The sequence below is a fragment of the Enterobacter sp. SCRI0065 genome (genome assembly GCF_059766475.1).
Genome location: NZ_JCBAJB010000001.1, coordinates 1,002,069 through 1,027,666, shown reverse-complemented (window position 1 = coordinate 1,027,666; position 25,598 = coordinate 1,002,069). Strand labels below are relative to the sequence as shown.

General features: G+C 51.2%; 29 protein-coding genes, 1 pseudogene and 1 other annotated feature. Of the genes and pseudogenes, 10 read left to right on the top strand and 20 right to left on the bottom strand.

Annotated elements, in window-relative coordinates; translation table 11 throughout:
- Positions 1-100: 100 nt before the first annotated feature.
- From AC6EMZ_RS05000 to thrS, 12 genes are all read right to left on the bottom strand, one after another.
- Entirely contained in the window at positions 101-565 is a 465-nt protein-coding gene (locus AC6EMZ_RS05000; protein WP_498401294.1) for a C40 family peptidase, read from the bottom strand.
- A gap of 73 nt (positions 566-638) precedes the next feature.
- The gene (btuD, locus tag AC6EMZ_RS04995; RefSeq protein ID WP_498401293.1) at positions 639-1,394 is read right to left on the bottom strand and encodes a vitamin B12 ABC transporter ATP-binding protein BtuD; all 756 of its coding nucleotides are present in this window, start codon (positions 1,392-1,394) and stop codon (positions 639-641) included.
- Entirely contained in the window at positions 1,394-1,945 is a 552-nt protein-coding gene (locus AC6EMZ_RS04990) for a glutathione peroxidase (RefSeq protein ID WP_498401292.1), read from the bottom strand. Before AC6EMZ_RS04990 ends, btuD begins: the two co-directional genes overlap by 1 nt.
- 36 nt (positions 1,946-1,981) lie before the next feature.
- On the bottom strand, positions 1,982-2,962 hold the full coding sequence (btuC, locus tag AC6EMZ_RS04985) for a vitamin B12 ABC transporter permease BtuC (RefSeq protein WP_498401291.1): 981 nt from the start codon (positions 2,960-2,962) through the stop codon (positions 1,982-1,984).
- A 100-nt stretch (positions 2,963-3,062) separates the two neighbouring features.
- Positions 3,063-3,362, bottom strand: a complete 300-nt coding sequence (ihfA, locus tag AC6EMZ_RS04980; RefSeq protein WP_498401290.1) for an integration host factor subunit alpha — start codon at positions 3,360-3,362, stop codon at positions 3,063-3,065.
- A gap of 4 nt (positions 3,363-3,366) precedes the next feature.
- Positions 3,367-5,754, bottom strand: coding sequence for a phenylalanine--tRNA ligase subunit beta (gene pheT / locus AC6EMZ_RS04975; protein ID WP_498401289.1), 2,388 nt, complete (start codon positions 5,752-5,754; stop codon positions 3,367-3,369).
- A 15-nt stretch (positions 5,755-5,769) separates the two neighbouring features.
- Positions 5,770-6,753, bottom strand: coding sequence for a phenylalanine--tRNA ligase subunit alpha (gene pheS / locus AC6EMZ_RS04970; RefSeq protein ID WP_498401288.1), 984 nt, complete (start codon positions 6,751-6,753; stop codon positions 5,770-5,772).
- A gap of 40 nt (positions 6,754-6,793) precedes the next feature.
- Positions 6,794-6,917, bottom strand: a sequence feature (Phe leader region).
- Positions 6,868-6,912 (bottom strand): pheST operon leader peptide PheM, encoded by a 45-nt coding sequence (pheM, locus tag AC6EMZ_RS04965; protein ID WP_001386830.1) that lies wholly within the window; start codon positions 6,910-6,912, stop codon positions 6,868-6,870. Its footprint overlaps the feature before it by 45 nt.
- Positions 6,918-7,033: 116 nt before the next feature.
- Positions 7,034-7,390 (bottom strand): 50S ribosomal protein L20, encoded by a 357-nt coding sequence (gene rplT, locus AC6EMZ_RS04960; RefSeq protein WP_012017122.1) that lies wholly within the window; start codon positions 7,388-7,390, stop codon positions 7,034-7,036.
- Between the two features lie 52 nt (positions 7,391-7,442).
- On the bottom strand, positions 7,443-7,640 hold the full coding sequence (rpmI, locus tag AC6EMZ_RS04955) for a 50S ribosomal protein L35 (protein WP_012017121.1): 198 nt from the start codon (positions 7,638-7,640) through the stop codon (positions 7,443-7,445).
- Positions 7,641-7,736: 96 nt separating this feature from the next.
- The gene (gene infC / locus AC6EMZ_RS04950; protein WP_071818735.1) at positions 7,737-8,279 is read right to left on the bottom strand and encodes a translation initiation factor IF-3; all 543 of its coding nucleotides are present in this window, start codon (positions 8,277-8,279) and stop codon (positions 7,737-7,739) included.
- Between the two features lie 3 nt (positions 8,280-8,282).
- Positions 8,283-10,211: a threonine--tRNA ligase gene (thrS, locus tag AC6EMZ_RS04945; RefSeq protein ID WP_498401286.1), complete on the bottom strand. Its 1,929-nt coding sequence runs from the start codon at positions 10,209-10,211 to the stop codon at positions 8,283-8,285.
- Positions 10,212-10,535: 324 nt separating this feature from the next.
- Here thrS and yncL point away from each other — a divergent pair, with 324 nt between their 5' ends.
- Positions 10,536-10,628: a stress response membrane protein YncL gene (yncL, locus tag AC6EMZ_RS04940; RefSeq protein WP_498401285.1), complete on the top strand. Its 93-nt coding sequence runs from the start codon at positions 10,536-10,538 to the stop codon at positions 10,626-10,628.
- A 68-nt stretch (positions 10,629-10,696) separates the two neighbouring features.
- Positions 10,697-10,804, top strand: a complete 108-nt coding sequence (gene yniD, locus AC6EMZ_RS04935; RefSeq protein ID WP_498401284.1) for a small membrane protein YniD — start codon at positions 10,697-10,699, stop codon at positions 10,802-10,804.
- 159 nt (positions 10,805-10,963) lie between these two features.
- On the opposite strand, the gene AC6EMZ_RS04930 is transcribed toward yniD, so the two are convergent.
- Positions 10,964-11,197 carry a YdgH/BhsA/McbA family protein gene (locus AC6EMZ_RS04930; protein ID WP_498401283.1) on the bottom strand — a complete coding sequence of 78 codons (234 nt, stop codon included), beginning with the start codon at positions 11,195-11,197 and terminating at the stop codon, positions 10,964-10,966.
- Positions 11,198-11,462: 265 nt separating this feature from the next.
- A complete protein-coding gene (locus AC6EMZ_RS04925; protein ID WP_498401282.1) occupies positions 11,463-12,221 on the bottom strand; it encodes a DUF481 domain-containing protein in 759 nt (252 codons plus the stop codon).
- 294 nt (positions 12,222-12,515) lie between these two features.
- Between AC6EMZ_RS04925 and pfkB the strand changes: the two genes are divergently transcribed.
- The 3 genes from pfkB to AC6EMZ_RS04910 all read left to right on the top strand — a co-directional run bounded on the left by pfkB (position 12,516) and on the right by AC6EMZ_RS04910 (position 14,808).
- The gene (pfkB, locus tag AC6EMZ_RS04920) at positions 12,516-13,448 is read left to right on the top strand and encodes a 6-phosphofructokinase II (protein ID WP_498401479.1); all 933 of its coding nucleotides are present in this window, start codon (positions 12,516-12,518) and stop codon (positions 13,446-13,448) included.
- 103 nt (positions 13,449-13,551) lie between these two features.
- Positions 13,552-13,842 carry a type V toxin-antitoxin system endoribonuclease antitoxin GhoS gene (gene ghoS, locus AC6EMZ_RS04915; protein ID WP_498401281.1) on the top strand — a complete coding sequence of 97 codons (291 nt, stop codon included), beginning with the start codon at positions 13,552-13,554 and terminating at the stop codon, positions 13,840-13,842.
- 105 nt (positions 13,843-13,947) lie between these two features.
- Positions 13,948-14,808 (top strand): fructosamine kinase family protein, encoded by an 861-nt coding sequence (locus AC6EMZ_RS04910; RefSeq protein ID WP_498401280.1) that lies wholly within the window; start codon positions 13,948-13,950, stop codon positions 14,806-14,808.
- Between the two features lie 38 nt (positions 14,809-14,846).
- Here AC6EMZ_RS04910 and AC6EMZ_RS04905 read toward each other — a convergent pair whose 3' ends face one another.
- Positions 14,847-15,383: a YniB family protein gene (locus tag AC6EMZ_RS04905; protein WP_498401279.1), complete on the bottom strand. Its 537-nt coding sequence runs from the start codon at positions 15,381-15,383 to the stop codon at positions 14,847-14,849.
- Positions 15,384-15,529: 146 nt separating this feature from the next.
- Here AC6EMZ_RS04905 and hxpB point away from each other — a divergent pair, with 146 nt between their 5' ends.
- From hxpB to AC6EMZ_RS04885, 4 genes are all read left to right on the top strand, one after another.
- A complete protein-coding gene (gene hxpB / locus AC6EMZ_RS04900; RefSeq protein WP_498401278.1) occupies positions 15,530-16,201 on the top strand; it encodes a hexitol phosphatase HxpB in 672 nt (223 codons plus the stop codon).
- Between the two features lie 145 nt (positions 16,202-16,346).
- A complete protein-coding gene (kduD, locus tag AC6EMZ_RS04895; RefSeq protein WP_498401277.1) occupies positions 16,347-17,108 on the top strand; it encodes a 2-dehydro-3-deoxy-D-gluconate 5-dehydrogenase KduD in 762 nt (253 codons plus the stop codon).
- A 94-nt stretch (positions 17,109-17,202) separates the two neighbouring features.
- Positions 17,203-17,793 carry a metal-dependent hydrolase gene (locus tag AC6EMZ_RS04890; protein WP_498401276.1) on the top strand — a complete coding sequence of 197 codons (591 nt, stop codon included), beginning with the start codon at positions 17,203-17,205 and terminating at the stop codon, positions 17,791-17,793.
- A gap of 127 nt (positions 17,794-17,920) precedes the next feature.
- Positions 17,921-19,312, top strand: coding sequence for an L-cystine transporter (locus AC6EMZ_RS04885; protein ID WP_498401275.1), 1,392 nt, complete (start codon positions 17,921-17,923; stop codon positions 19,310-19,312).
- Positions 19,313-19,360: 48 nt separating this feature from the next.
- Here AC6EMZ_RS04885 and cedA read toward each other — a convergent pair whose 3' ends face one another.
- Entirely contained in the window at positions 19,361-19,600 is a 240-nt protein-coding gene (gene cedA / locus AC6EMZ_RS04880; RefSeq protein WP_498401274.1) for a cell division activator CedA, read from the bottom strand.
- A gap of 221 nt (positions 19,601-19,821) precedes the next feature.
- On the opposite strand from cedA, the gene katE reads away from it, so the two are divergent.
- Positions 19,822-22,080 (top strand): catalase HPII, encoded by a 2,259-nt coding sequence (katE, locus tag AC6EMZ_RS04875; RefSeq protein ID WP_498401273.1) that lies wholly within the window; start codon positions 19,822-19,824, stop codon positions 22,078-22,080.
- A 42-nt stretch (positions 22,081-22,122) separates the two neighbouring features.
- On the opposite strand, the gene chbG is transcribed toward katE, so the two are convergent.
- The 4 genes and pseudogenes from chbG to chbA form a co-directional block, all read right to left on the bottom strand.
- Entirely contained in the window at positions 22,123-22,881 is a 759-nt protein-coding gene (chbG, locus tag AC6EMZ_RS04870; RefSeq protein WP_498401272.1) for a chitin disaccharide deacetylase, read from the bottom strand.
- Between the two features lie 11 nt (positions 22,882-22,892).
- On the bottom strand, positions 22,893-24,248 hold the full coding sequence (locus AC6EMZ_RS04865; RefSeq protein WP_498401271.1) for a 6-phospho-beta-glucosidase: 1,356 nt from the start codon (positions 24,246-24,248) through the stop codon (positions 22,893-22,895).
- Between the two features lie 112 nt (positions 24,249-24,360).
- Positions 24,361-25,182 (bottom strand): annotated as a pseudogene (chbR, locus tag AC6EMZ_RS04860) (transcriptional regulator ChbR); the annotation flags it as partial.
- Positions 25,183-25,203: 21 nt separating this feature from the next.
- The gene (gene chbA, locus AC6EMZ_RS04855; RefSeq protein WP_498401270.1) at positions 25,204-25,551 is read right to left on the bottom strand and encodes a PTS N,N'-diacetylchitobiose transporter subunit IIA; all 348 of its coding nucleotides are present in this window, start codon (positions 25,549-25,551) and stop codon (positions 25,204-25,206) included.
- Between the last annotated feature and the right edge of the window lie 47 nt (positions 25,552-25,598).

The window sequence follows — 25,598 nt, the reverse complement described above, 5'->3', positions numbered from 1 at the left end:
CCTTTTTAATTTTCAGATTTATCCATCAATCTAAAATAATCTTATCCTGGTTATTCAATAATAGCCAGTTTTAGCGAAAACAGGCACTTACATTACAAATTTATATACGGCGAGCCTGCCAGAAATTTTTTCGCCAGTAGACGTTATCCAGCGATGAACGCATCACGCCACGACTCGTAGAAGCGTGAATAAACTGATTATCGGTGTCATAAATGCCGACATGCAGACCGCTTTCACCCGATCCTGTTTTGAAAAACACTAAATCGCCGGGGAGTAAATCGTCTTTATCTATTTCGGTACCGAGTTCTGCCTGCTTACGTGTTTCACGCGGAAGTTGCAGATCGAACTTGTCGCGGAACGTCATCAGCACAAAGCCGGAACAATCCACACCGCCACGGCTCATACCACCATAGCGATACGGCGTACCGCGCCAGTTCCGCAACTGATCGTTGAGGTTAGCAATAACGGTAATTGAATCAGATAGCCGTGAGTTTGGCGGCGGCGCTCGATGGCTGCTGCATCCTGCAAGAGTAAGCATGCCCACCAGTATTAACCAGAATCGCATTTCAGACGAATCCTCTGCTTTTTATATCCTTTCCGTAATTTAGCCTGTGATTACGCAAGCTTGCAAGAAACGGTTATTCCTGAGCAGTAGAAATCAACATTCTATGACCTTCGATGTCCAGTCGGCGAAAGGCCATTCCATAGGCGCAGGCGAGATTGGGTGGCGTCAGCACGTCATCGCGCGGACCGCTCGCGAGTAGTTTCCCCCGCGCTAAAAGCCAGACTCGATGAGCATGACGAAGCGTGTGGTTTAAATCATGGCTACTCATCACCACGGCAATGCCTTTGCGGGAGAGGTCGCTCAGAATTTTATCCAGAGCGGCTTGCTGGGCAACATCCAGGCCGCTGGTTGGCTCGTCCAGCAGCAACAGACGTCCATGAGGATTACCGACAGGATGAATTTGTAAAATGACCGCGGCGAGCCGCACGCGCTGCCACTCGCCACCAGAGAGCTGGTTCGCACCGCGCGCCAGTTTATCGTCCAGACCTAGCGCGCCAGTGACATCCTCAAGCAAAGAAGACTGCCCTTTATCATGCTGATGCAACGTCAGATAATGCCAGACCGGCATGGCAAACGGCGGGACTTGCTGCTGAACCAGATAACTGCGCCGGTGTGCAAGCGATACAGAAGGCCACTCATAAAGCGAGCGCCCCTCCAGCAGGATTTCACCCTCGCCTGTCGTCAACCCCGCCATACGGGCCAACAACGTGCTTTTACCCGCACCGTTAGGCCCTACCAGATGAAGAATCTCACCTGTGTTCACCTGCGCAGAAATGGCTTCCAGTCGGCCTTTATCAGCAACCGCTGTCAGTTGCATCAGCATGGTCATTACTTCGCCAGCGCCAGCTTAATGGCTTCCATGACGATCGGGTCTTCTGGAGTCATGTCTGGAGAAAAGCGTTGTACGACCTGACCATCACGACCAATCAGGAATTTTTCGAAATTCCACAGGATATCGTCTGGATAGAGCGGCGCGCGACCTTTGCTGGCCAAGCGTTCATAAAAACCACTGCTCTCAGGGGCAACCGCAGTGGGTGCAGCAGCGATCAGTTTTTTATAAAGCGGGTGACGGTTCTCGCCGTTCACATCAATTTTACTGAACAGGGGGAATGTCACACCATAGGTGGTGCTACAGAAGGTTTTAATCTCCTCTTCGCTACCCGGCTCCTGACCCAGGAACTGATTGCACGGGAATCCCAGCACAACCAGTCCATCATTCTCCCAGGCCTTCTGAATGTTTTCCAACTGCTCATATTGTGACGTCAGCCCGCACTTGGATGCCACGTTAACCACCAGCAGGACCTTACCTTCGTAGCCTTCCAGCGTAGTTTGCTTACCGTCGATGGTTGTCACTTCAGTTTTCAGGATTTCGGATTGCATAGCTTCCCCTTAGTTTGTCTTACGGTTGAGCGGATCTTAATGTCCGGCCTTTAATAGTAGCCAGATAAAGACTGGCGCGCCGAGCGTTGCGGTAACTACGCCGATAGGCAGTTCAGCGGCGGTGAGCGCCAGGCGAGCAATAATATCGGCAATGAGCAAGGTCGCTGCTCCGGCAATTGCCGATGCAGGTAATAATGTACGATGGTCAGTTATGCCGCACAGTCGCAACATATGCGGAATCACAAGCCCGATAAAACCGATTGCACCCGCCAGCGCGACGCTCACGCCCACCATCCAGCCAATCGCCATCACCAGGACGTTGCGCCAAAAGGCGATGGATAAGCCCAACTGGCGAGCGGAAGTTTCGCCTAAGGCCAGCATGTTTAATGGTTTAGCCTGTAGGCAAGCCCATAGGATCGTCGGAATGAGCAACACCATCAACCAGCCTTGTCGCCAGTCGACGCCACCAAAACCGCCCATCATCCAGTACATCAACTGGCGCAGATCGAAAGACGTTGAGAAGTAAACTGCCCACGTCATGAGCGCGCTACAGATAATCCCCAACGCGACGCCAGCCAGCAGCAACCGGCTGGTCGATAAATGTCGGCGGGCAAAACGAAGCAATATAACGGTGATCAACAATGCGCCAGCGATGGCACTGATGCTAACACCTAAAACCGACAGTTCGCCCTGCCCCAACATCACTGCCGCGATAAGACCCACGCCTGCGCCGTTAGAGACGCCGAGAAGCCCAGGCTCGGCGAGTGGGTTTTCAAACAACGCCTGCATCATGGTGCCGCACAGAGCCAATGCAGCTCCGACCAGCACCACGGCCATCGTGCGCGGCAGTCGAATTTGCCACACGAACAGTTTGCCTTGTTCACTCAACCAATTTTCGGGACCAATCCACCGATCGCCCGCGCAAAGGCTCACCGCAACGGCGGCGAAAAGTGACAACAGGAGTAACAGCATCCAGCGCAGCTCGGAACGATGTTGATGACGGGAAAAATCAGGCATGGTCTTCGTTTTCGGATGAGAGATGTAGTTGATTTTACGGTGGGTATGCCAGAGCGCAAAGAAAAAAGGCCGCGATTGCGGCCTTTTTAGTTAGTTCAGATTACTCTGGTTTGGGCGTTGCGTTTTCGACACGGCTTTTTAACTTCTGACCGGGTCTGAAGGTCACCACGCGGCGTGCTGTAATGGGAATATCTTCCCCCGTCTTCGGGTTACGGCCCGGACGTTGGTTTTTGTCACGCAAATCAAAATTACCAAAACCGGAGAGTTTTACCTGTTCACCGTTTTCCAGAGCACGACGGATCTCTTCGAAAAACAGCTCTACCAGCTCTTTGGCATCCCGTTTGCTAAGCCCAAGCTTATCAAACAGATATTCTGACATTTCAGCTTTTGTAAGCGCCATAGGTTCAATCCCTCAATGATGCCTGGAATCGCTCTTTTAATGCCTCTACACATTTGGCGACGGTAGCGGCAATCTCCTCTTCTTCGAGTGTACGGCTGGTATCCTGAAGGATAAGGCTAATAGCGAGGCTCTTAGAACCTTCTGCTACGCCCTTGCCGCGGTACACGTCAAATAAGTTTACGCCAACTACCTGATTTACGCCAACTTTCTTACATTCGGCCAAAATATCCCCTGCTGGCACGTTTTCTGCCACCACAACAGCGATATCGCGACGGTTCGCCGGGAAGCGAGAAACGTCCTGAGCCTGAGGCACCACGCGGTCTGCGACCCCGTTCCACTCCAGCTCAAACACCATGGTGCGGCCATTGAGGTCGAATTTGCGTTCCAGTTCTGGATGAACAACGCCAATGAAACCAACGCGTTTACCGTGTAAATAAATGGCAGCACTTTGGCCCGGATGCAAGGCAGGAATCGCTTCGGCACGAAATTCGATTTCAGATAATTTACCGGTCAGATCGAGAATTGACTCCAGATCGCCTTTCATATCGTAGAAATCAACGCTGTTTTTCGTTAGATCCCAATGTTCTTCATGACGGTTGCCACAAATAGCACCTGCCAGCATCACATCCTGACGAATACCCAGATTGGCCTGAGTATCCGGTACAAAACGCAGACCGGATTCAAAAATACGCACACGGCTCTGCTGGCGATTCTGGTTATAAACGATGGTGCCAAGCAGACCGGTCCACAGTGAAAGACGCATTGCTGACATTTCGCTGGAGATTGGATTTGGTAAAATCAGTGCTTCGTCGCCTGGATGGATCAACTGTTGCAGTTTCGGATCGACGAAACTATAGGTGATCACTTCCTGGTAGCCTTTATCATTGAGCAAGGTTTTAACACGCTTTAAAGACAAGTCTGATTCACGGTGCGTACCCATGACCAGGCCTGCTTGTACCGGCTCGTCAGGAATGTTGTTGTAACCGTAGACACGGGCAACCTCTTCCACCAGATCTTCTTCGATTTCCATATCGAAACGCCAGCCTGGCGCAACGGCCTGCCACTCATCCTGACCTTCGGTCACATCGCAACCCAGGCGACGCAGAATGTCGCTTACCTGCGCATCTGCAATGTGATGGCCAATCAGACGATCCAGTTTGCTGCGACGCAACGTAATCGTGGCACGCTTAGGCAGCGTCGCTTCATTTGTCACGTCGATAACCGGACCCGCTTCACCACCACAAATATCGATGAGTAAACGTGTCGCACGTTCCATGGCTTTGTACTGCAATTCAGGATCAACGCCGCGCTCATAGCGGTGGGAGGCATCGGTGTGCAGGCCATGACGGCGCGCGCGACCGGTGATTGACAGTGGGCTGAAGAACGCACATTCCAGCAGAACGTTCTGCGTTTCATCATTCACACCGGAATGTTCGCCACCGAAGATACCGCCCATCGCCAGGGCTTTGTTGTGATCGGCGATCACCAGCGTATCTGCGTTCAGCTTGGCTTCACTGCCGTCCAGCAGAACCAGGGTTTCACCCTCTTTTGCCATGCGGACGACGATCCCTCCTTCGATGCGATCTTTATCGAAAGCATGCATTGGTTGGCCCAGTTCCAGCAGAACGAAATTGGTGACGTCAACCACGGCATCAATAGAGCGGATCCCACAACGACGTAATTTCTCTTTCATCCACAGTGGCGTTGGTGCTTTAACATTAATGCCTTTCACTACGCGACCAAGGTAGCGCGGGCAAGCATCAGCAGCGTCGACCTGAATCGGCAAGGTGTCGTTAATGGTCGCTTCAACCGGGACGATTTCTGGCGCATTCAGTTCAGTCTGGTTCAGCACGGCAACGTCACGTGCAACACCGATGATACCTAAACAGTCGGCACGGTTCGGCGTCACGCTGATTTCGATGGTATTGTCATCGAGCTTCAGGTATTCACGGATATCGGTACCGATCGGCGCATCAGTTGGCAGTTCAATGATGCCAGCATGATCGTCAGAAATACCCAGCTCAGAAAACGAGCACAGCATACCTTCAGACGGCTCACCGCGCAGTTTCGCGGCTTTGATTTTGAAATCGCCAGGCAAAACGGCACCCACCGTTGCCACAGCCACTTTCAGCCCCTGACGACAGTTTGGCGCGCCACAAACAATATCAAGCAGGCGGTCACCGCCGACGTTGACCTTTGTGACACGCAGTTTGTCTGCGTTCGGATGCTGACCACACTCAACCACTTCACCAACGACGACGCCATTGAAGGCGCCTGAGACAGGCTCAACGCCATCAACTTCCAGACCCGCCATCGTGATTTGGTTAGAAAGCGCTTCACTGTCGAGAGTCGTGTTAACCCATTCGCGTAACCACAGTTCACTGAATTTCATTATTCTTTCCTGCCCTTATTTAAACTGTTTGAGGAAACGCAGATCGTTTTCGAAGAAGGCGCGCAAATCGGTTACGCCATAACGCAGCATGGTCAGACGCTCCATCCCCATACCAAAAGCGAAGCCGGAGTAAACTTCTGGATCGATACCGACATTACGCAGAACGTTTGGATGCACCATGCCGCAGCCGAGTACTTCCAGCCATTTACCGTTTTTACCCATTACGTCTACTTCAGCAGAAGGCTCGGTGAACGGGAAATAGGAAGGACGGAAACGAACCTGCAGATCTTCTTCAAAGAAGTTATTCAGGAAGTCGTGCAGCGTGCCTTTCAGGTTGGTAAAGCTAATATTTTTATCGACGATCAGACCTTCCATCTGATGGAACATCGGGGTGTGAGTTTGGTCATAGTCGTTACGATAAACACGGCCCGGCGCAATGATGCGGATCGGCGGCTCTTGCTCTTTCATGGTACGAATCTGCACGCCGGAGGTCTGAGTACGCAGCAGACGGGTGGCATCAAACCAGAAGGTGTCGTGATCGGCGCGTGCCGGGTGATGACCTGGGATATTCAGCGCATCAAAGTTATGATAATCATCTTCGATTTCCGGGCCTGTCGCCACGGTAAAGCCAAGCTCACCGAAGAAGCTTTCAATACGGTCAATAGTACGAGTGACCGGATGCAGCCCACCGTTCTCGATACGACGGCCCGGCAGGGACACATCGATGGTTTCCTGAGCAAGACGGGCGTTCAGCGCGGCATTTTCTAAATCGTTTTTGCGGGCGTTAAGCGCTTGCTGAACCTGCTCTTTTGCTTCGTTAATGACCGCGCCAGCGGCTGGACGCTCTTCCGGCGGCAGCTCCCGCAGGGTGGTCATTTGAAGGGTCAAATGCCCTTTTTTGCCCAGATATTCGACGCGAACATTGTCTAATGCGGCAACATCTGACGCCTGGTTAATGGCGGCCGTTGCATTGGCAACCAGCTCTGCGAGATGTGACATGGTTTTCCTCGTTATGTGGCGATATTCATAAGCGGTAGAAACAAAAAAAGCCTCCATCAGGAGGCTTTCTGGCGCTGTTTTTCGTTTCATCTTTCACGCGCTAGCCTCCTGAACTCAGGTGCTAAAGTAAAAGAAGAAGCGGAAAATAGCAGCATTCATGCTTGCGTTACCTTGTGTGGTCGATACCGTAAGAGCTTATTGGAAAGGCTCAACGGGAAAAAGTCAATATTTTGATAATCTTGAAACAAAAGAGGGAGCTAAGCCCCCTCTTTCAACTGGCTTATGCCAGTGCTGCTTTCGCTTTTTCGACAAGAGCGGTGAACGCTAATTTGTCGAATACTGCGATGTCAGCCAGAATCTTACGGTCAATTTCAACAGAGGCTTTTTTCAGGCCGTTGATGAATTTGCTGTAAGAAATACCGTTCTGACGTGCTGCTGCGTTGATACGCGCAATCCACAGTTGACGGAACTGACGCTTACGTTGACGACGGTCACGATAAGCATACTGACCAGCTTTGATAACAGCCTGGAAGGCAACGCGGTATACGCGTGAACGCGCACCGTAGTAGCCTTTGGCTTGTTTCAAAATTTTCTTGTGACGTGCACGGGCAACTACACCACGTTTTACGCGAGCCATATGTGCTCTCCTGTATCGATTCTAATTAAAAAGTTAAAAAAACGTTAACGACTTATGCGTACGGAAGGCACGCGATAACCAGACCCAAATCGCCTTTAGAAACCATGGCTTTTGGACGCAGGTGACGTTTACGCTTGGTAGCTTTTTTAGTCAGAATGTGACGCAGGTTAGCACGCTTGTGTTTAAAGCCACCTTTACCGGTTTTTTTAAAACGCTTAGCAGCACCGCGTACGGTCTTAATTTTTGGCATTTTAATAACTTCCACTTCGCATTGTTAATAAACGAAACGTAGGCGAACAAAACCTGTGAAGCCCGAAGGCTCCACAGCTCTTGCTACTTGAAGGCCTTACTGTTTCTTCTTAGGAGCGAGCACCATGATCATCTGGCGGCCTTCGATCTTCGATGGGAAGGATTCGACCACTGCCAGTTCACTCAGATCGTCACGGACGCGATTAAGCACTTCCATACCAATCTGCTGGTGAGCCATCTCACGACCGCGGAAACGCAGTGTGATCTTAGCTTTATCACCCTCTTCCAGAAAGCGTACCAGGCTGCGGAGTTTTACCTGGTAATCGCCATCGTCGGTGCCAGGTCGGAATTTGATTTCCTTAACCTGAATAACTTTTTGCTTTTTCTTCTGTTCCTTAGAAGACTTGCTCTTTTCATAGAGGAATTTGCCGTAATCCATGATACGACAAACTGGCGGCTCGGCGTTAGGGCTGATTTCGACTAAGTCTACTCCGGATTCTTCTGCTTTTTCCAGAGCTTCTCTCAGACTCACAATACCAAGCTGCTCGCCTTCCAGACCTGTTAAGCGAACTTCTTGCGCGCGAATTTCGCTATTAATACGATTCGGGCGCGCCGTTTGAACTCGTTTTCCGCCTTTAATACCTTATACCTCCAGTTGTTGAAGACTGCGGCTGCGAATTTCTAGTCGCAGCTTCTCAATCACTTCATTTACGTCCAGGCTGCCCAAGTCTTTACCACGGCGGGTGCGAACGGCAACTTTGCCAGATTCCACCTCTTTATCACCGCAGACCAACATGTAAGGGACACGACGTAATGTGTGCTCACGGATTTTAAAGCCAATCTTCTCATTTCTCAAGTCCGCTTTTACGCGAATTCCCGCATTTTGTAATTTCTGCGTCAATTCTTTAACGTAATCGGCCTGAGAATCGGTAATATTCATGACCACAACCTGCACTGGCGCGAGCCAGGTTGGGAAGAAGCCAGCGAACTCTTCAGTCAAAATACCGATGAAGCGTTCGATTGAACCCAAAATTGCACGGTGAATCATCACCGGCACCTGACGCTCGTTGTCTTCGCCAACATAAGAGGCGCTTAAACGCTGCGGCAGAGAGAAGTCCAGCTGTACCGTTCCGCACTGCCATGCGCGATCGAGGCAGTCATACAGAGTAAATTCAATTTTCGGACCGTAGAACGCGCCTTCACCCAGTTGATATTCAAACGGGATGTTGTTCTCTTCCAGCGCGACTGCCAGATCCGCTTCAGCACGATCCCAGGTCTCGTCGCTACCGATACGTTTTTCGGGACGCGTTGAGAGTTTGACGACGATTTTCTCGAAGCCAAAAGTGCTGTACATATCATAGACCATACGAATACAGGCGTTAACTTCTTCACGCACCTGCTCTTCAGTACAGAAAATATGGGCATCATCCTGAGTAAAGCCACGTACACGCATCAGACCATGCAGCGCGCCTGACGGCTCGTTACGATGGCAGCTACCAAATTCAGCCATACGCAATGGCAGATCGCGGTACGATTTCAGACCCTGATTAAAGATCTGAACATGACCCGGGCAGTTCATTGGCTTGATGCAGTATTCACGGTTTTCAGAAGACGTGGTGAACATCGCATCTTTGTAGTTGTCCCAGTGGCCGGTTTTTTCCCACAGCACACGGTCCATCATGAACGGGCCTTTCACTTCCTGATACTGGTACTCTTTAAGCTTAGAGCGTACAAAAGTTTCCAGTTCACGGAAGATAGTCCAGCCATCGTTATGCCAGAACACCATACCCGGTGCTTCTTCCTGCATATGATACAGGTCAAGCTGTTTACCGATTTTACGGTGGTCACGCTTCGCGGCCTCTTCCAGACGAACCAGATAGGCGCTCAGGGCTTTTTTATCTGCCCACGCGGTACCATAAATACGCTGCAACATCTTATTGTTGCTGTCGCCACGCCAGTAGGCGCCTGCGATCTTCATCAGTTTGAAGTGATGGCAGAAACGCATATTCGGCACGTGCGGTCCACGACACATATCGACGTATTCTTCATGATGATACAAGCCGGGCTTGTCATCATGCGCGATATTCTCATCAAGAATAGACACTTTATAGTTCTCGCCACGTTTCACGAAGGTTTCACGCGCTTCGTGCCAACTGACTTTTTTCTTGATGACGTCGTAGTTCGTTTCGGCGAGCTCGTGCATACGTTTTTCGAGCGCGTCGATGTCTTCCTGGGTCAGCGTATGGTCAAGGTCAACGTCATAGTAGAAACCGTTGTCGATAACCGGGCCAATCGCCATTTTGGTGTGAGGCCAAAGCTGCTTGATAGCATGACCCAACAGGTGCGCACAGGAGTGACGAATAATCTCAAGACCGTCTTCATCTTTTGCGGTGATGATGGACAATTTTGCATCGTTTTCGATCACATCGGAGGCATCAACCAGTTCACCATTTACACGGCCAGCGATGGTGGCTTTTGCCAGGCCTGGACCAATGTCCAGCGCAACATCCATCGGGCTAACGGCGTGGTCGTAATGGCGTTGACTGCCATCAGGAAGAGTAATTACAGGCATTTTATATCCTTATTTGCAGTGATGCCCCACACATAAGAGCATATACAAAGAAAATAATTGTTTTTTAACAGTAGATTACGAAACCATCTGACCAACAATCGTCAAATTGGCTCGCCATCGTCCACGGAATCGAAATCAGACAAAATCCAATTTACGATCGGCTTGGTGATGGTAACACTAATAAAAGGGTGAATGCATCCCCGGCAGCCAGATTGAGTCTCTACAACTTTTGTATGAGTTAACGGAGTTTCGCGTTCCGACGCTCGCAATCGCACTTTGCTGAGCTATCCTTGAACAGGTCCTTACACGTCACAGGGGCAATATATGAACGTATCCAGTAGAACTGTCGTTGTATTGAATTTACTTTCTGCCGCCGGCCTGGTGATGATTCTGGCCGATAAATTCCATTGGTTCTAAACACAATGGGTTACACCGCATAACCGCATTTGGTAGACTCTGACTATCAACTGACGAGGGACAGGGTTATGCCGTCAAAACGCTTTGCTAAAAAACACTGGAAGATGGTGGTGCTGTTAATTTCCATCTGCGGCGCGATGCTGCTATTACGTTGGGCTGCAATGATCTGGGGCTAGGTCGCAATTAGCCATCACAAACCGCCGATATACGATATAGCGTTCATGCGTTAAATTTGAATACATTTACACTGATTTAAAAAAGAAAAACCGGAACGACAGTATCCGGTTTTTTTTATAGGCAATTATAAGCACAATAATTAACGTTGACCAACGTGATCAGGACCATTCACCCGCAACCAGTTTATGCACATCAAATGCATCATTCATTGATTGTCCGGTAGATTGAGAGCCTGGTGCGATGTTAGAGCCGGCTTCAACATCAGAGGCATGAGTGATGCCGATGGCATCGGGGGTATTACTGGCAGGTGGCGTCACTGAATCAGCAGCAAAAACACCAAATGACAGTGCTGAAAGCACCATTGCTGCTGCAGCAGTTTTAATTTTTTTCATAATTATTCTTCTCTGTCTTAATTAATGCAGAACGACTTAAGGCAATTATCTGCCTGTGCGTTAAGTGTAGATCTGGATCACACTTCTGCATAGTCAATTTATTTATCAATTTGTGTCAAATAAACTGATTATTTAAATGAATGTGCAATTATGAAGAAAGTATGGAGACAGTTGTTGAATATATATTTTAAAACGCTGTTTAATATTAAATAGCACGAGTTGCTAAGATTTTAAAAATGGGTCGGTAATTCCCGACCCGCTTTTATTACATCTTATAACCTAAGGAAATCGTGGTTCTGCGGTCGGTATTTTCCGGGGCAGATGCCGGTGGTGACGAGTTCCAGGTCACGTTGTAAGCGACTTTCAGACCAAAGTGTTCGTTGATCGCGACGTTCAGCGCAGTCTCAGAGTTCAGCGTTGTATCATCAGCACCAAATACGGAAACGCCTTGGGTGAATTTTGCAGTATCGGTAAATTGCCAAGCGTAGGTGCCTGAAGCATAACCCAACGGTTGCGTTTTTGTATCGCCATCAGTGTATTCATCGTAACGAACACCTGGACCAAATTCGAAACGGAAGCTGTGCACTGGCCCATTCAGGAACTGGCGACCATAACCCGTAGTGAATACGTCACGCTGGCGATAGCCATTGTAGCGGTCAGTTAACCAGCTTGCCTGACCGAAAAGGTAATCATAATCGGTCATGTTGTAACGGCTACGTCCGCCCACTGCATACTTCTCAGAAGAACGCTCGTCGTTAGATGACGTATTGCTCGCATTACCCCACAGTGACCAGGCCGTCGTGTTGCCGTACCAGGTCATGGTGGTATCTGCGGTCAAAGAGGAGCTTTTGGTATTACCAGATTGCGCCAGGTAACCCGCGTTAAGATTACCTTCAAACGGTTTTTGTGCAGTGGAGGGGTCATCCATGACAGTAAAAACGGTGTCATCAGCGGCTGCATACATCGAGGCAAACACGCCTCCCGCCAGCATCATTGCGGCGGGTACTGTCTTCAAGAGCTTCATTTATAAAGGAGTCCGTACAACAAAAAAAGAGACCATCACGGTCTCGGAAACTTTCTTGAGGATCAATGACAAGGCATCCTTAGAAAGGTAACAAATTATAAAAAGGCTCATATAACATAGCAATGATTTCTTATTTCATTTTTTGAATAAGAACGATCTTAAACCGTCTTTTATTACATATTAAAAAAACACGACTTATGTAAATATTCACATGAAAAATCATACTGTTATTTACTTTCCCTTCCGGTAGATTGGTGCCAGGCTTAAGGCAATCCATGCTAAAAGGAGGTAATGATGGTTTCTATTTACACACTTACGCTCTCCCCTTCCCTGGACAGCGCCACTCAAACCGCACAGATTTACCCCGAGGGCAAACTCCGTTGCACCTCGCCAGTTTTCGAACCCGGCGGCGGCGGTATCAACGTCGCTCGCGCAATTACGTTTCTTGGTGGTAAAGCTACAGCGATCTTTCCTGCCGGTGGTGCCACGGGTGAGCACCTTGTTTCACTGCTGACAGACGAACGTATCGCAGTGGATACCGTTATCGCGAAGGACTGGACCCGGCAAAACTTGCATGTCCACGTCGATTCCAGCGGTGAGCAATATCGTTTTGTTATGCCAGGTGCCACGCTGAATGATGATGAATTCCGCCAGCTTGAAGAAAAAGTTATGGCCATTGAAAGCGGTTCGATACTGGTCATTAGCGGCAGTCTCCCACCGGGAGTGAAAACGGAGAAATTAACCGGGCTGATTCGCGCCGCACAGCAAAAAGGGCTGAGATGTATTGTTGATAGCTCAGGCGAGGCGCTGGTTGCCGCCCTCGAGTCGGGCAATCTGGAACTTATCAAACCGAACCAAAAAGAGCTCAGCGCGTTGGTGAACCGTGAATTAAGCCAGCCGGATGATGTCCGCTCAGCCGCGCAGGAACTGGTACGCAGCGGAAAAGTCCGCCGCGTAGTCGTTTCTCTGGGGCCGCAAGGTGCATTAGCAGTCGATGAGACAGGCTCGGTTCAGGTTGTTCCACCACCGATGAAAAGTCAAAGTACGGTAGGTGCCGGTGACAGCATGGTCGGAGCCATGACGTTAAAGCTGGCCGAAGGCGCAACGCTTCTGGAAATGACACGTTACGGCGTCGCCGCCGGTAGCGCTGCCACCATTAATAAAGGTACGCGGTTGTGCTCTCATGCCGACACGCAGAAAATCATCGCTTATCTCTCCCAGCCGTGACCGTCATTTCCCCCTCAGCGTGAGGGGGAAATGCTCATTAAGTCGCCAAACTGGCGCAATCGACTATGCTAAGAAAACTTTCATGATAACAACGAGGTGAATTATGAGCAGTGGTGACATCACCCGCTATGTGGTAATCGTCAAATTTCATGAAGACTCGCTCACCGAACTTAACGAGGTGACGAACCATCTCACTCGCGGCGGCTTTCTACTCACGCTGAGTGACGAAGAAGGCAACGTACACGATCTTGGCACCAATACCTTTGGGTTGATTAGTGCCCTGAGTCCAGATGATGTCAAAACGCTTGCCAGCGGGCTGGTAGAGAGTGCGACAGGTAAAAATGCGGATATTCACGTGAGTACCTGGGAAGAGTGGCAAAAAAGAGAACAATAAGTGCCCTGTAGGGATCCAATCGGCTCAGGTGTGCGTTAGCTCGTATTATTGAACGACGGTTATGCGTTAACTTCATGATCTGGCAGACAACATGGGAGAGTCATCATGTGGCAGGCTATCAGTCATCTTTTACGTGAGCAACTGGGCGAAGGCGAAATTGAACTTCGTAACGAACTGCCAGGCGGAGAGATCCACGCCGCATGGCATGTACGCTACGCGGGTCGTGACTTCTTCGTAAAATGTGATGAGCGGGAGCTGCTTCCCATCTTCACTGCCGAAGCCGATCAGCTGGAATTACTGTCGCGCAGCAAGACGGTCTCGGTACCGCAAGTTTGGGCGCTGGGCAGCGATCGTGACTACAGTTTTCTGGTGATGGATTATCTCCCTGCCCGTCCACTGGACGCCCATAACGCCTTCATCCTGGGCCAACAAATTGCACGCCTCCACCAGTGGAGCGATCAGCCGCAATTTGGTCTCGACTTTGATAACGACCTCTCTACGACGCCGCAGCCTAATGCCTGGCAGCGCCGCTGGTCTACCTTCTTTGCCGAGCAACGCATCGGATGGCAGTTAGAACTGGCGGCTGAAAAAGGTCTGGAATTTGGCAATATAGATGCGATTGTTGAGCATGTTCAGCAGCGTCTGTCTTCGCATCAGCCGCAACCCTCCCTGCTGCATGGAGACCTGTGGTCGGGCAACTGCGCTTTAGGGCCGAACGGACCCTATATTTTTGATCCTGCCTGCTACTGGGGAGACCGGGAATGCGATCTTGCCATGTTGCCGCTCCATCCCGAACAACCGCCGCAGATCTATGATGGCTATCAGTCGGTTTCGCCGCTGCCATCTGGTTTTCTGGAGCGACAGCCTGTCTACCAATTGTATACGCTGTTTAACCGGGCGATTCTCTTTGGAGGGGAACATCTGGTCAACGCGCAACGCGCGCTGGAAAGGGTTTTAGCGGCATAACGGTCGATACGGGTGACTCCACGTCACCCGTTTTAATCTTAGATAAAACCCAGTAACGAGAAGAAGAAGTAACCGCCTACGATAATAATGACCGGCAGGACATACAGCGGGAATATTTGCAGGAAAATGGTGTGATGCGGCACCACAATCCGCGATTCGATCTGTTCGCGCGACAAGCCCTCTGGGCCCTTCGCTTTCTCAAGAATCAGCTGATCTTCTACCCCTTCGCGCAGGAAGCGGGTCTGGCGACTCATGCGTGCCCCGGATGCTTGTAGCGCCAGAGCAATAAAAATAAATGCGTAGATAACCCAAAAAACAATGTTCTGTTTTTGATGAAAATCGGGCGTGGGTGAGTTAAACCAGAATACATTAAGAAATGGCGTATTAAAGCGCATCATCTCAATCATAACATGAGCGAAATCGAGCATAACCGCATTAATCCCTGCCTGTTTTTCACTGTGATCGTACATAAATTTAAGTACAGAAATCAGAGTAGAAATCACAGCCGGAATAAAAATCACCCAACCGGCAATGCGTTTTAGCACTGCTACGCGTCCAGCTTGTTGATACGTCATCAGTTCCCCTTCATAAAGACGCTTTCTTTGTGCCTAAGTCTACCTGCTGGTCATCATTTTCGCCCGATCTTTAAAGGCGATATGCTAAATTGCTCCTCATACTGAGTCATAACTTCTACTGTATCTCAACGAAAGGAGACGTCGACATGTCGACCCCGCGCCAAATTGTTGCTGCTATTTTCGATATGGATGGATTACTGATCGATTCCGAGCCCCTCTGGGATCGTGCTGAACTGGATGTCATGGCAAGCCTTGGCGTAGACATTAGCCGTCGTGACGAACTTCCCGATACGCTGGGGCTACGGATTGATATGGTGGTTGAGCTTTGGTTCGCCCACCAACCGTGGGACGGCCCGAGCCGGCAGGAAGTCACCGACCGCATTATCAGCCGGGCAATTGCTCTCGTAGAAGAAAACCGTCCGTTAATGCCTGGCGCACGTGAAGCCATTGCCCTTTGCAAGGCTCAGGGCCTGAAAGTAGGCCTGGCGTCAGCTTCTCCGCTGCAAATGCTGGAAAAGGTACTGGCGATGTTTGAACTGCAGGATAGCTTCGACGCGCTGGCCTCAGCCGAAAAACTGCCCTACAGCAAGCCACATCCGCAGGTCTATATGGATTGTGCCGCTAAATTAGGCGTGGATACGCTGGCCTGCGTCGCGCTGGAAGATTCCGTCAACGGGATGATTGCGTCCAAGGCTGCACGAATGCGATCCATCGTCGTGCCAGAGGAAGAAGGTCAGAAAGATCCGCGCTTTGCCCTCGCGAACGTTAAGCTGGTTACGCTTGAAGATTTGACCGTCGAGCACCTTTTCGGCGCTTAACATCGGGATCGGGCAACGCCACGTTGCCCGAAAACATGACCGCCATAATATTTTTAAAACATCATTTCATTTCCATTTGTATTTCCCGCTCACGCCTTCTATCCTTACCTTCAGAATGACAATAACCCTACACTCTGAGGTATATATGATACTGGACGCCTTTAGTCTCTCGGGAAAAGTGGCCATCGTAACGGGTTGCGATACCGGTCTAGGCCAGGGGATGACGCTGGGTCTTGCCCAGGCGGGATGTGACATCGTTGGCGTGAATCGTAAGATCCCTGAAGAAACCGCCACCCGCGTCAAAGCGTTGGGTAGACGTTTCATGGCGATTCAGGCCGATCTCAGCAGGCAAGACGCCATTGATGATATCGTCGCAAAGACGGTGGCAGAGATGGGTCGCGTCGATATTCTGGTCAATAACGCGGGAACCATTCGACGGGAAGATGCCCTGTCGTTCAGTGAAAAAAACTGGGATGACGTTATCAACCTCAACCTGAAATCTGTCTTTTTCCTCTCTCAGGCCGTAGCGCGCCAGTTCATCGCACAAGGTGCAGGCGGCAAGATTATTAATATCGCCTCCATGCTCTCATTCCAGGGCGGGATTCGCGTGCCCTCTTATACTGCGTCCAAAAGCGGTGTGCTTGGAATAACGCGCCTGCTGGCAAACGAGTGGGCAACGCACGGGATTAACGTCAACGCGATAGCGCCTGGCTATATGGCGACCAATAATACGCAGCAATTGCGAGATGACGAGCAGCGCAGTAAAGAGATATTGGATCGCATTCCAGCCGCGCGCTGGGGAACGCCGGAAGACCTCCAGGGCCCGGTTGTTTTTCTGGCTTCGTCGGCTTCTGATTACGTGAATGGTTATACATTAGCCGTCGATGGCGGCTGGCTGGCGAGATAACGCCACTTTGTGACAAAGAGTTACACCGTAACCTCTTCCGCCTACTGTATAAAAAACCTATACTGTATGAATTGACAGTTTCGTGGGTTTTATCATGACGGCGGAAGGCCACCTCCTTTTTTCTATTGCCTGCGCAGTGTTTGCTAAAAACGCTGAGCTTACCCCTGTTCTGGCACAGGGCGACTGGTGGCATATTGTTCCTTCTGCGGTTCTGACCTGCTTACTTCCGGATATCGATCACCCTAAGTCGTTTCTCGGACAGCGGCTGAAATGGATAGCAAAGCCCATCGCCCGAGCCTTTGGTCATCGCGGATTCACTCACAGCCTGCTGGCGGTGTTTGCGCTGCTCACCCTCTTCTACTTGAAAGTACCGGAAAGCTGGATTGTTCCTGCCGATGCGATACAAGGAATGGTGCTTGGCTACCTGAGCCACATCCTGGCGGATATGCTTACGCCTGCTGGCGTCCCGCTGCTCTGGCCCTGCCGTTGGCGTTTTCGCTTTCCGATCCTGGCTCCGCAAAAAGGCAACCAGCTAGAGCGCGTATTGTGTATGGCGCTTTTTGCTTACGCCGTCTGGATGCCGCAAACGTTGCCCGAAAATGGTGCAGTCCGCTGGTCATCACAGATGATCAATTCGCTGCAAATGCAGTTCGATCGTTTTATTAATCACCAGATTGAACATTAAACCTACAAAACAATCACATTCGTCATAATCAATTCCATTTGGATATAAGCGCGACATCACACTTCTGCTAACCTTGCGCCAACATGATCGGAATATACCGATCGGATAATAAATCGGGAGAACGGGGATGAACTTTCCACTAATCGCGAACATCGTGGTGTTCGTTGTCTTGCTATTGCTGCTGGCGCAGACGCGTCACAAGCAGTGGAGTCTGGCAAAAAAAGTACTGGTTGGCCTGGTGATGGGCGTCGTCTTTGGTCTGGCATTACAGGCTATTTACGGTTCTGATAATCCCGTCCTGAAAGATTCCATTCAGTGGTTCAACGTGGTCGGTAACGGCTATGTACAATTGCTGCAAATGATCGTTATGCCGCTGGTCTTTGCCTCTATTTTGAGTGCAGTTGCCCGTCTGCATAATGCGTCGCAGCTCGGTAAAATCAGCTTCCTGACCATTGGAACCCTGCTGTTCACCACGCTGATTTCTGCGCTGGTCGGTGTGCTGGTCACCAACCTGTTTGGCCTGACTGCTGAAGGGCTGGTCCAGGGCACCGCTGAAACCGCGCGTCTGACGGCGATTGAAACCAACTATGCAAGCAAAGTCGCCGATCTGAGCGTACCGCAGCTACTGCTCTCCTTCGTACCGAAGAACCCGTTTGCCGACCTGACCGGTGCAAACCCTACGTCTATTATTAGCGTGGTCATTTTTGCTGCATTCCTGGGTGTCGCCGCGCTGAAACTGCTGAAGGATGATGCGCCTAAAGGCCAGCGTGTCCTGACCGCTATCGACACGCTGCAAAGCTGGGTAATGAAGCTGGTTCGTCTGGTCATGCAATTGACGCCGTACGGTGTACTGGCGCTGATGACTAAAGTGGTGGCCGGTTCTAACCTGCAAGACATCATTAAGCTGGGCAGCTTCGTCATTGCGTCTTATTTGGGTCTGGGCATTATGTTCGTGGTACACGGCATTCTGTTGGGCGTGAATGGCGTTAGCCCACTGAAATACTTCCGTAAGGTCTGGCCGGTTCTGACGTTCGCGTTCACCAGCCGCTCCAGTGCCGCATCGATCCCTCTGAATGTCGAAGCGCAAACGCGTCGTCTGGGTGTACCAGAATCTATCGCCAGCTTCTCTGCTTCTTTTGGCGCCACGATTGGTCAGAACGGTTGCGCGGGTCTTTATCCGGCGATGCTGGCCGTGATGGTCGCCCCGACCGTTGGGATTAATCCACTGGATCCGGTATGGATTGCTACCCTGGTCGGTATTGTTACCGTTAGCTCCGCAGGCGTTGCGGGTGTCGGCGGCGGTGCAACCTTTGCCGCACTGATCGTCTTGCCTGCGATGGGTCTGCCGGTGACTCTGGTTGCGCTGCTGATCTCCGTTGAGCCGCTCATCGACATGGGTCGTACCGCGCTTAACGTCAGTGGTTCTATGACTGCCGGTACGCTGACCAGCCAGTGGCTGAAGCAGACCGACAAAACGATTCTCGACAGCGACGAAAACGCCGAGCTGGCGCATCGTTAATTGCTGCAAAAACAAAAAAACCGCTTTCGAGCGGTTTTTTTATGTCTGCTATTCCTGAATATCGTCATCCTGACGGATTTGCATCGCCCAACGCTGCGCCGCTTCCGCGACGGTAAATGTAGGCGAGCGCTCAAAATTTTCGCCCCGCAGGACGAACGCTACATATTTCCCGCGCAGCTGCCAGACGTCGCGAAAGCCATCCACTTTCAGGGCGTGAGCGGGCGGCGCAGGTTCGACGCGAGGCACGTAGCTAATAACAGGACGGTTTTGTTGACGATACGATTTCATAAGCGACTGGTTCACTAAAGCAAATTCTGGAAACAGGAAATTCCTATCATAGCCGATCCCGGCCCCGCACGTCGCGCTTCGCATCGCCCTCACCGTGCCTTTCGCGCACCGTCGTTGTGAAAACTCTCACTTTGCCCGCCATCAAACCACATTGTTCTATAGTTAGTAGGCTTTTACGCAACAACGACCGATTTCAGCAATGAAAACAGGAGACGAGTGCAATGTCGAAAAAAGATAAGACCCATCAACCCCATCAATCACCTATTCATGGCACCGAGGAATCTCAACCCGGCATGGACTCGCTCGCCCCGGAGGATGGTTCCCATCGCCCCGCGCCAGAACCTACCGCGCCTGGTGAACAACCGACGGCACCGGGAAGTCTAAAATCACCGGACACCGGCAATGACAAACTCAAGTCATTAGAGAATCACCGCAAAGGCAGCGAAGGTTTTGCCCTCACCACCAACCAGGGCGTGCGCATTGCCGACGACCAAAATTCGCTTCGTGCGGGTAATCGCGGCCCGACGCTGCTCGAAGATTTTATCCTGCGGGAAAAAATCACCCATTTTGACCACGAGCGCATACCGGAACGTATCGTTCATGCTCGCGGCTCCGCTGCCCACGGTTATTTCCAGCCTTATAAGAGCCTGAGCGACGTCACGAAAGCGGTTTTCCTCTCCGACCCGGATAAGATAACGCCGGTCTTCGTGCGTTTTTCTACCGTCCAGGGGGGAGCAGGATCGGCGGATACGGTGCGTGATATTCGCGGTTTCGCGACAAAGTTTTATACCGATGAAGGGATCTTCGACCTCGTAGGCAACAACACGCCGGTTTTCTTCATTCAGGATGCGCATAAGTTCCCGGATTTTGTCCACGCCGTTAAACCGGAACCGCACTGGGCCATTCCGCAGGGCCAAAGCGCACATGACACCTTCTGGGACTATGTTTCGCTACAGCCTGAAACGCTGCATAACGTGATGTGGGCCATGTCCGATCGCGGGATCCCGCGCAGCTATCGCACGATGGAAGGATTTGGCATTCATACCTTCCGCCTGATCAACGCCGAAGGCAAAGCCACGTTTGTCCGTTTCCACTGGAAACCCGTTGCCGGGAAAGCCTCGCTGGTATGGGATGAGGCGCAAAAATTGACCGGCCGCGATCCTGACTTCCACCGTCGCGAACTGTGGGAATCCATCGAGGCGGGTGATTACCCGGAATATGAACTCGGATTCCAGTTAATTCCTGAAGAGGACGAATTCAAATTCGATTTCGACCTGCTTGATCCCACCAAACTCATCCCTGAAGAGCTGGTTCCAGTGCAACTGGTGGGCAAAATGGTGCTCAACCGCAACCCGGATAACTTCTTTGCTGAAAACGAACAGGTGGCGTTCCATCCCGGACATATTGTGCCGGGGCTTGATTTCACTAACGATCCGCTGTTACAGGGACGCCTGTTCTCCTATACCGACACGCAAATTAGCCGTCTCGGCGGGCCAAACTTCCACGAAATCCCGATCAATCGCCCGACCTGCCCTTACCATAATTTCCAGCGTGACGGCATGCATCGTCAGGATATCGACACCAACCCAGCGAACTACGAGCCTAACTCTATCAACGATAACTGGCCGCGCGAAACGCCGCCAGGACCCAAACGCGGCGGTTTTGAGTCCTATCAGGAGCGGGTTGAAGGCACAAAAATTCGCGAGCGCAGCCCGTCGTTTGGCGAATATTACGCCCACCCTCGCCTGTTCTGGCAAAGCCAGACGCCGGTTGAGCAGCAGCACATTATTGGCGCGTTCAGTTTTGAGCTAGGCAAAGTGGTACGGACCTATATCCGTGAACGCGTTGTTGATCAGCTGGTGCATATCGATATCAAACTCGCGCAAAGCGTGGCGGATAATCTGGGGATTGCCCTGACGGACGAGCAACGTCATACCGCACCGCCGAAAGAGGTCAACGGCCTTAAAAAAGATCCTTCGCTCAGCCTGTATGCCGTACCGGGCGGATCGATTAAAGGTCGCGTGGTGGCCGTATTGCTCAACGACACCACCAAATCCAGCGACCTGTTGGCTATCCTTCAGGCGCTTAAAGCCAAAGGCGTCCATGCAAAACTGCTGTATTCACGCATGGGTGAAGTGAAAGCTGACGATGGAACCGTTGTGCCGATTGCGGGGACTTTTGCCGGTGCGCCGTCGCTCACCGTAGATGCGGTGCTGGTCCCTTGCGGAGATATAAAAAGCCTGCTCGGGAACGGCGATGCTGCCTATTACCTGCTCGAAGCCTATAAGCACCTGAAACCTATCGCGCTTGCGGGCGATGCACGCCAGTTTAAAACGCTGTTGAAGGTGGCCGATCAAGGCGAGGAAGGTATCATAGAGGGCGATAGCGCAGACGGGTCGTTTATGGACGAACTGTTCGATCTGCTTGCCGCACACCGCGTATGGTCGCGCAGCAGTAAGATCGCTGCAATCCCGGCCTAAACATAACCCGGGAGGCGATTTCGCCTCCCGGGTTATTCACTTTCACAAATCTCTGAAGGTCCCCAAACGATACCCTCGCTCGGCAATCGCGTACTTTAGCGATGCTGACGTCAGCACGTCCAGTTCTGCCAGACGCGGCCAGCAATAGGCGCTTTTACGCACCGTATTGTCGACAAACGCCGGATGAGCCATCACTTCAAACGATCTTTCACCGCGCGCCGTAGAGGCATCCAGCACCTGCAAAAACAGCGCTTCACCGATCTCGTCACCGTAAAAATCACTGCTGTAGCCGTCAGTGGTAGGCGCGTCGCTAAGCGTCAGTTCATGCAACGCCAGCGCCTGGCGGTCAACGCGCATCGCCACCCCTTTGCGGGCCGCAAACGCGGCGACCAAAGGGAAAATTGCCGGGATCATATGCACATGGTGATGGCTGTCGATATGCGTAGGCTCACGCCCAAAGAGATCGACAAAACGGTTAAACTGGCAATCCAGTTCGCGCGCAATCTCCTCAAGCGGCAGAGCACCACGCTCAGCCATCTCCCAAATCCATTTACCAAACAGGCCATCACGCGTCAGACCTGGCATTAACGTGAGCGGCATGCCCAGCGTTAACACAAAGTGCATGCCGACACCCAACTCCGGCAGTGTGCGGCTCAGCGCCGCGGCATGTTCAATCGCTTCGCCATTCACCAGCGCGGTGGTCGATGTCACCACTCCGTGGCGACAAGCTTCGACAATGCCGTAGTTTTGCCCTTTTGACAGGCCAAAATCGTCGGCATTTACGATCAGCAGATTTTCCATCTCGTTCCCTCTTAGCGATGTTCGCGTTTGAGCTTCTCGGTTGTCGCCGCAAAGTTAGGCAGCCATTTTTCATGCGCCAGAATCATCTCTCGCGCCAGCAATTCTGCATCGCGGTCGGAATGGACCAGTGGGCTCAGATTAAGCGCCAGCAGGACATCATTAAACTCACCGCTCAGCGCCGCGTGGCTTGCCGCGACTTCAAAACCTTTAATAGTGTGAATAAGACCCATCACTTTTTCATCAAAATGCGTGATGCGAGGATGCGGCTTCGCCCCATCGCGGCCCAGGATACAGGTCATCTCCACCGCCCAGTCCGCTGGGATGTTATCAATATGACCGTAGTGCGGCACGTTCACATAATGTTCGGCCTGTTTGTCGTTGTAAATGGCGTTGATCACTTCACAGGCAGCATCCGAGTAGTACGCCCCGCCGCGCTGCTCAAGCTCTTTCGGTTTGACGTTCAGGTCAGGGTTTTTATACAAATCGAACAGCTGCTTTTCCACCTTTTGCACAACTTGCGCGCGCGCGCCGCCCTTGTAGTATTCGCCCATTTCGATAGCCAACATCTCTTTCTGCTTGAAGTAGTAAAGCAGGTAAGAACACGGCAGCAAATTGAGCGAACGAATCAGGCCTTCGCTGAACGGCAGGTCAAAGATATTTTTCACCGAGCCTGCGGTGAGTCGGCCAGAGGCCACACCATCCAGCAGCTCGGCAAAGCGCGATTCGCCATTAACCAGGACGTCTTTGATAAAGACCATGTGATTCAGGCCAAACAGATCGATAGCGAGATCGTCGCTGTCGGACAGTGCGAGTACGTCGCTGATAAACATCTTCATGCCAATCGGGATATTACAAACGCCGATAAAGCGTTTAAAACCCGTGTGGCGATACACGGCTTCCGTGACCATCCCGGCCGGGTTGGTAAAGTTGATGACCCAGGCGTTCGGGCAAATTTCTTCGACATCTTTGATAATGTCAAAAATCACCGGAATGGTACGCAAACCTTTAAACAGGCCGCCTGCACCGTTGGTTTCCTGGCCCAGATAGCCGTGGCTCAGCGGGATACGCTCATCCAGCTCACGGGCTTTTAGCTGCCCGACGCGCAGCTGGGTTGTCACAAAGTCAGCATCTTTCAGTGCCTGACGGCGATCCAGAGTTTTGTAGACGGTTAGCGGAACGCCCGCTTTTTTAACCATTCGCTGGCAGAGATCGAAAATAATATCGAGTTTCTCTTGGCCCTCTTCAACGTCTACCAGCCATAATTCGCTGACCGGCAGTTCGTGATAACGTTTAAGAAACCCTTCCAGAAGTTCCGGGGTATAACTGCTGCCACCACCAATGGTCACGATTTTTAATTTCTGTTGCATAGTATCTCCCTTAGCGTATCAGGTTAACCGCCTGCAAAGTATAGCGTTCCGTTCCCGCTATTTTGGGCAAGCGCTTATGTCAATATTCATAGGCGGATAACACCGCCTGAATTTAATTTATTACGGTCAGATTTTTTCGATAACTGTTCGGAGTGAATGAGGTAAACCTTTTAAAGGTTTTAATAAACAGGCTCGGACTGCTGTAACCCGACTCGTAGGCAATATCGGTTATCGAATAATTTGTAATTTCCAGCTGTTTTTTAGCAAAGTTAATGCGAATGCCATTAATAATTTGCACCGGGGTTTTCTGATAATACCGCTGGGTGGCGCGCGTGAGATATTCCTGTGATTTACCCGACAGGGCGATCATATTTTCCAGCGCATTATCGCCAAACTGTATTTTTTCATGCATCAATTCAACGGTGCCACGAAGCCATTGCGGAATATCGTCGATAACCTGCTGTTCATCACGATGATGGCGCAGGCGGTTCATCACATAGAACGTCACCGTTTCAATAAACTCGTCAAATTCGCTGTCACGAAAGTTAAGTGAGGCAATAACCGTTTCAATCCACGTGAGGAATTCAGTCTTGATGCGATAAACCTGCGAGGCCACAAAGCAGAACGGCACCAGCGGCAGGTAATGTTTTTCGAAGAAACGTCGGCTTACGCCCACGTTGAGAATGCGCGTAGCGCCAAATTCGTAAAAACTCTGGTGGTAGGAACCCATCGGGAGGAACACAAAGTCACCGCGCTCCAGTAAGACCCGTTTGCCGTTGATTTCCTGGTAGTAGCGTCCGGTCAACACAATCGTGAATTCGTAGTAGTCATGCTGATGCAAGCCACTCGCGCTTTCCGTCTTGTTGTAGATAACCACATGAAAATTCTTGCCGTTAAACAACTGCTGCTCAAGTGCGGTTTTGATTTCCATCGTGTTGACCTCCTGTAACCTGACCTAGGGCATCTTCTCGTGAAGCTCAATCAACTCTGCTACCAGCTCGCGTGCCAGCATGGAGGTCATCAGATGATCCTGCGCATGCACCAGTACCAGGCTAACCTTCATCTTACCCTCACCCTGATCGCTTTCGATAAGTTTTGTCTGCACCAGATGAGCCTCATTCAGCGCCGTGCGGGATTGCGCCATCATGGTTTTTGCCGCCTCAAAATCGCCCTGCTTCGCCTGTTTGAGCGCAGCATACGCCAGACTGCGTGCCTGTCCGGAATTAATAATGAGCCCCATCACCACTTCTTCTAGATCGTTCTCGGCGGCCTCTTCTGCCACGATGGTATCCAAATCAAACATCTTGTCTCTCCTTTTGAGTGGCGCGGGTTTCCCCGCGCCGAGCAATC

Coding starts and splice junctions, on each gene's coding strand:
- AC6EMZ_RS05000 (WP_498401294.1), bottom strand. CDS start 565: ATGCGATTCTGGTTAATACTGGTGGGCATGCTTACTCTTGCAGGATGC.
- btuD (WP_498401293.1), bottom strand. CDS start 1,394: ATGACCATGCTGATGCAACTGACAGCGGTTGCTGATAAAGGCCGACTG.
- AC6EMZ_RS04990 (WP_498401292.1), bottom strand. CDS start 1,945: ATGCAATCCGAAATCCTGAAAACTGAAGTGACAACCATCGACGGTAAG.
- btuC (WP_498401291.1), bottom strand. CDS start 2,962: ATGCCTGATTTTTCCCGTCATCAACATCGTTCCGAGCTGCGCTGGATG.
- ihfA (WP_498401290.1), bottom strand. CDS start 3,362: ATGGCGCTTACAAAAGCTGAAATGTCAGAATATCTGTTTGATAAGCTT.
- pheT (WP_498401289.1), bottom strand. CDS start 5,754: ATGAAATTCAGTGAACTGTGGTTACGCGAATGGGTTAACACGACTCTC.
- pheS (WP_498401288.1), bottom strand. CDS start 6,753: ATGTCACATCTCGCAGAGCTGGTTGCCAATGCAACGGCCGCCATTAAC.
- rplT (WP_012017122.1), bottom strand. CDS start 7,390: ATGGCTCGCGTAAAACGTGGTGTAGTTGCCCGTGCACGTCACAAGAAA.
- rpmI (WP_012017121.1), bottom strand. CDS start 7,640: ATGCCAAAAATTAAGACCGTACGCGGTGCTGCTAAGCGTTTTAAAAAA.
- thrS (WP_498401286.1), bottom strand. CDS start 10,211: ATGCCTGTAATTACTCTTCCTGATGGCAGTCAACGCCATTACGACCAC.
- yncL (WP_498401285.1), top strand. CDS start 10,536: ATGAACGTATCCAGTAGAACTGTCGTTGTATTGAATTTACTTTCTGCC.
- yniD (WP_498401284.1), top strand. CDS start 10,697: ATGCCGTCAAAACGCTTTGCTAAAAAACACTGGAAGATGGTGGTGCTG.
- AC6EMZ_RS04930 (WP_498401283.1), bottom strand. CDS start 11,197: ATGAAAAAAATTAAAACTGCTGCAGCAGCAATGGTGCTTTCAGCACTG.
- AC6EMZ_RS04925 (WP_498401282.1), bottom strand. CDS start 12,221: ATGAAGCTCTTGAAGACAGTACCCGCCGCAATGATGCTGGCGGGAGGC.
- pfkB (WP_498401479.1), top strand. CDS start 12,516: ATGGTTTCTATTTACACACTTACGCTCTCCCCTTCCCTGGACAGCGCC.
- ghoS (WP_498401281.1), top strand. CDS start 13,552: ATGAGCAGTGGTGACATCACCCGCTATGTGGTAATCGTCAAATTTCAT.
- AC6EMZ_RS04910 (WP_498401280.1), top strand. CDS start 13,948: ATGTGGCAGGCTATCAGTCATCTTTTACGTGAGCAACTGGGCGAAGGC.
- AC6EMZ_RS04905 (WP_498401279.1), bottom strand. CDS start 15,383: ATGACGTATCAACAAGCTGGACGCGTAGCAGTGCTAAAACGCATTGCC.
- hxpB (WP_498401278.1), top strand. CDS start 15,530: ATGTCGACCCCGCGCCAAATTGTTGCTGCTATTTTCGATATGGATGGA.
- kduD (WP_498401277.1), top strand. CDS start 16,347: ATGATACTGGACGCCTTTAGTCTCTCGGGAAAAGTGGCCATCGTAACG.
- AC6EMZ_RS04890 (WP_498401276.1), top strand. CDS start 17,203: ATGACGGCGGAAGGCCACCTCCTTTTTTCTATTGCCTGCGCAGTGTTT.
- AC6EMZ_RS04885 (WP_498401275.1), top strand. CDS start 17,921: ATGAACTTTCCACTAATCGCGAACATCGTGGTGTTCGTTGTCTTGCTA.
- cedA (WP_498401274.1), bottom strand. CDS start 19,600: ATGAAATCGTATCGTCAACAAAACCGTCCTGTTATTAGCTACGTGCCT.
- katE (WP_498401273.1), top strand. CDS start 19,822: ATGTCGAAAAAAGATAAGACCCATCAACCCCATCAATCACCTATTCAT.
- chbG (WP_498401272.1), bottom strand. CDS start 22,881: ATGGAAAATCTGCTGATCGTAAATGCCGACGATTTTGGCCTGTCAAAA.
- AC6EMZ_RS04865 (WP_498401271.1), bottom strand. CDS start 24,248: ATGCAACAGAAATTAAAAATCGTGACCATTGGTGGTGGCAGCAGTTAT.
- chbA (WP_498401270.1), bottom strand. CDS start 25,551: ATGTTTGATTTGGATACCATCGTGGCAGAAGAGGCCGCCGAGAACGAT.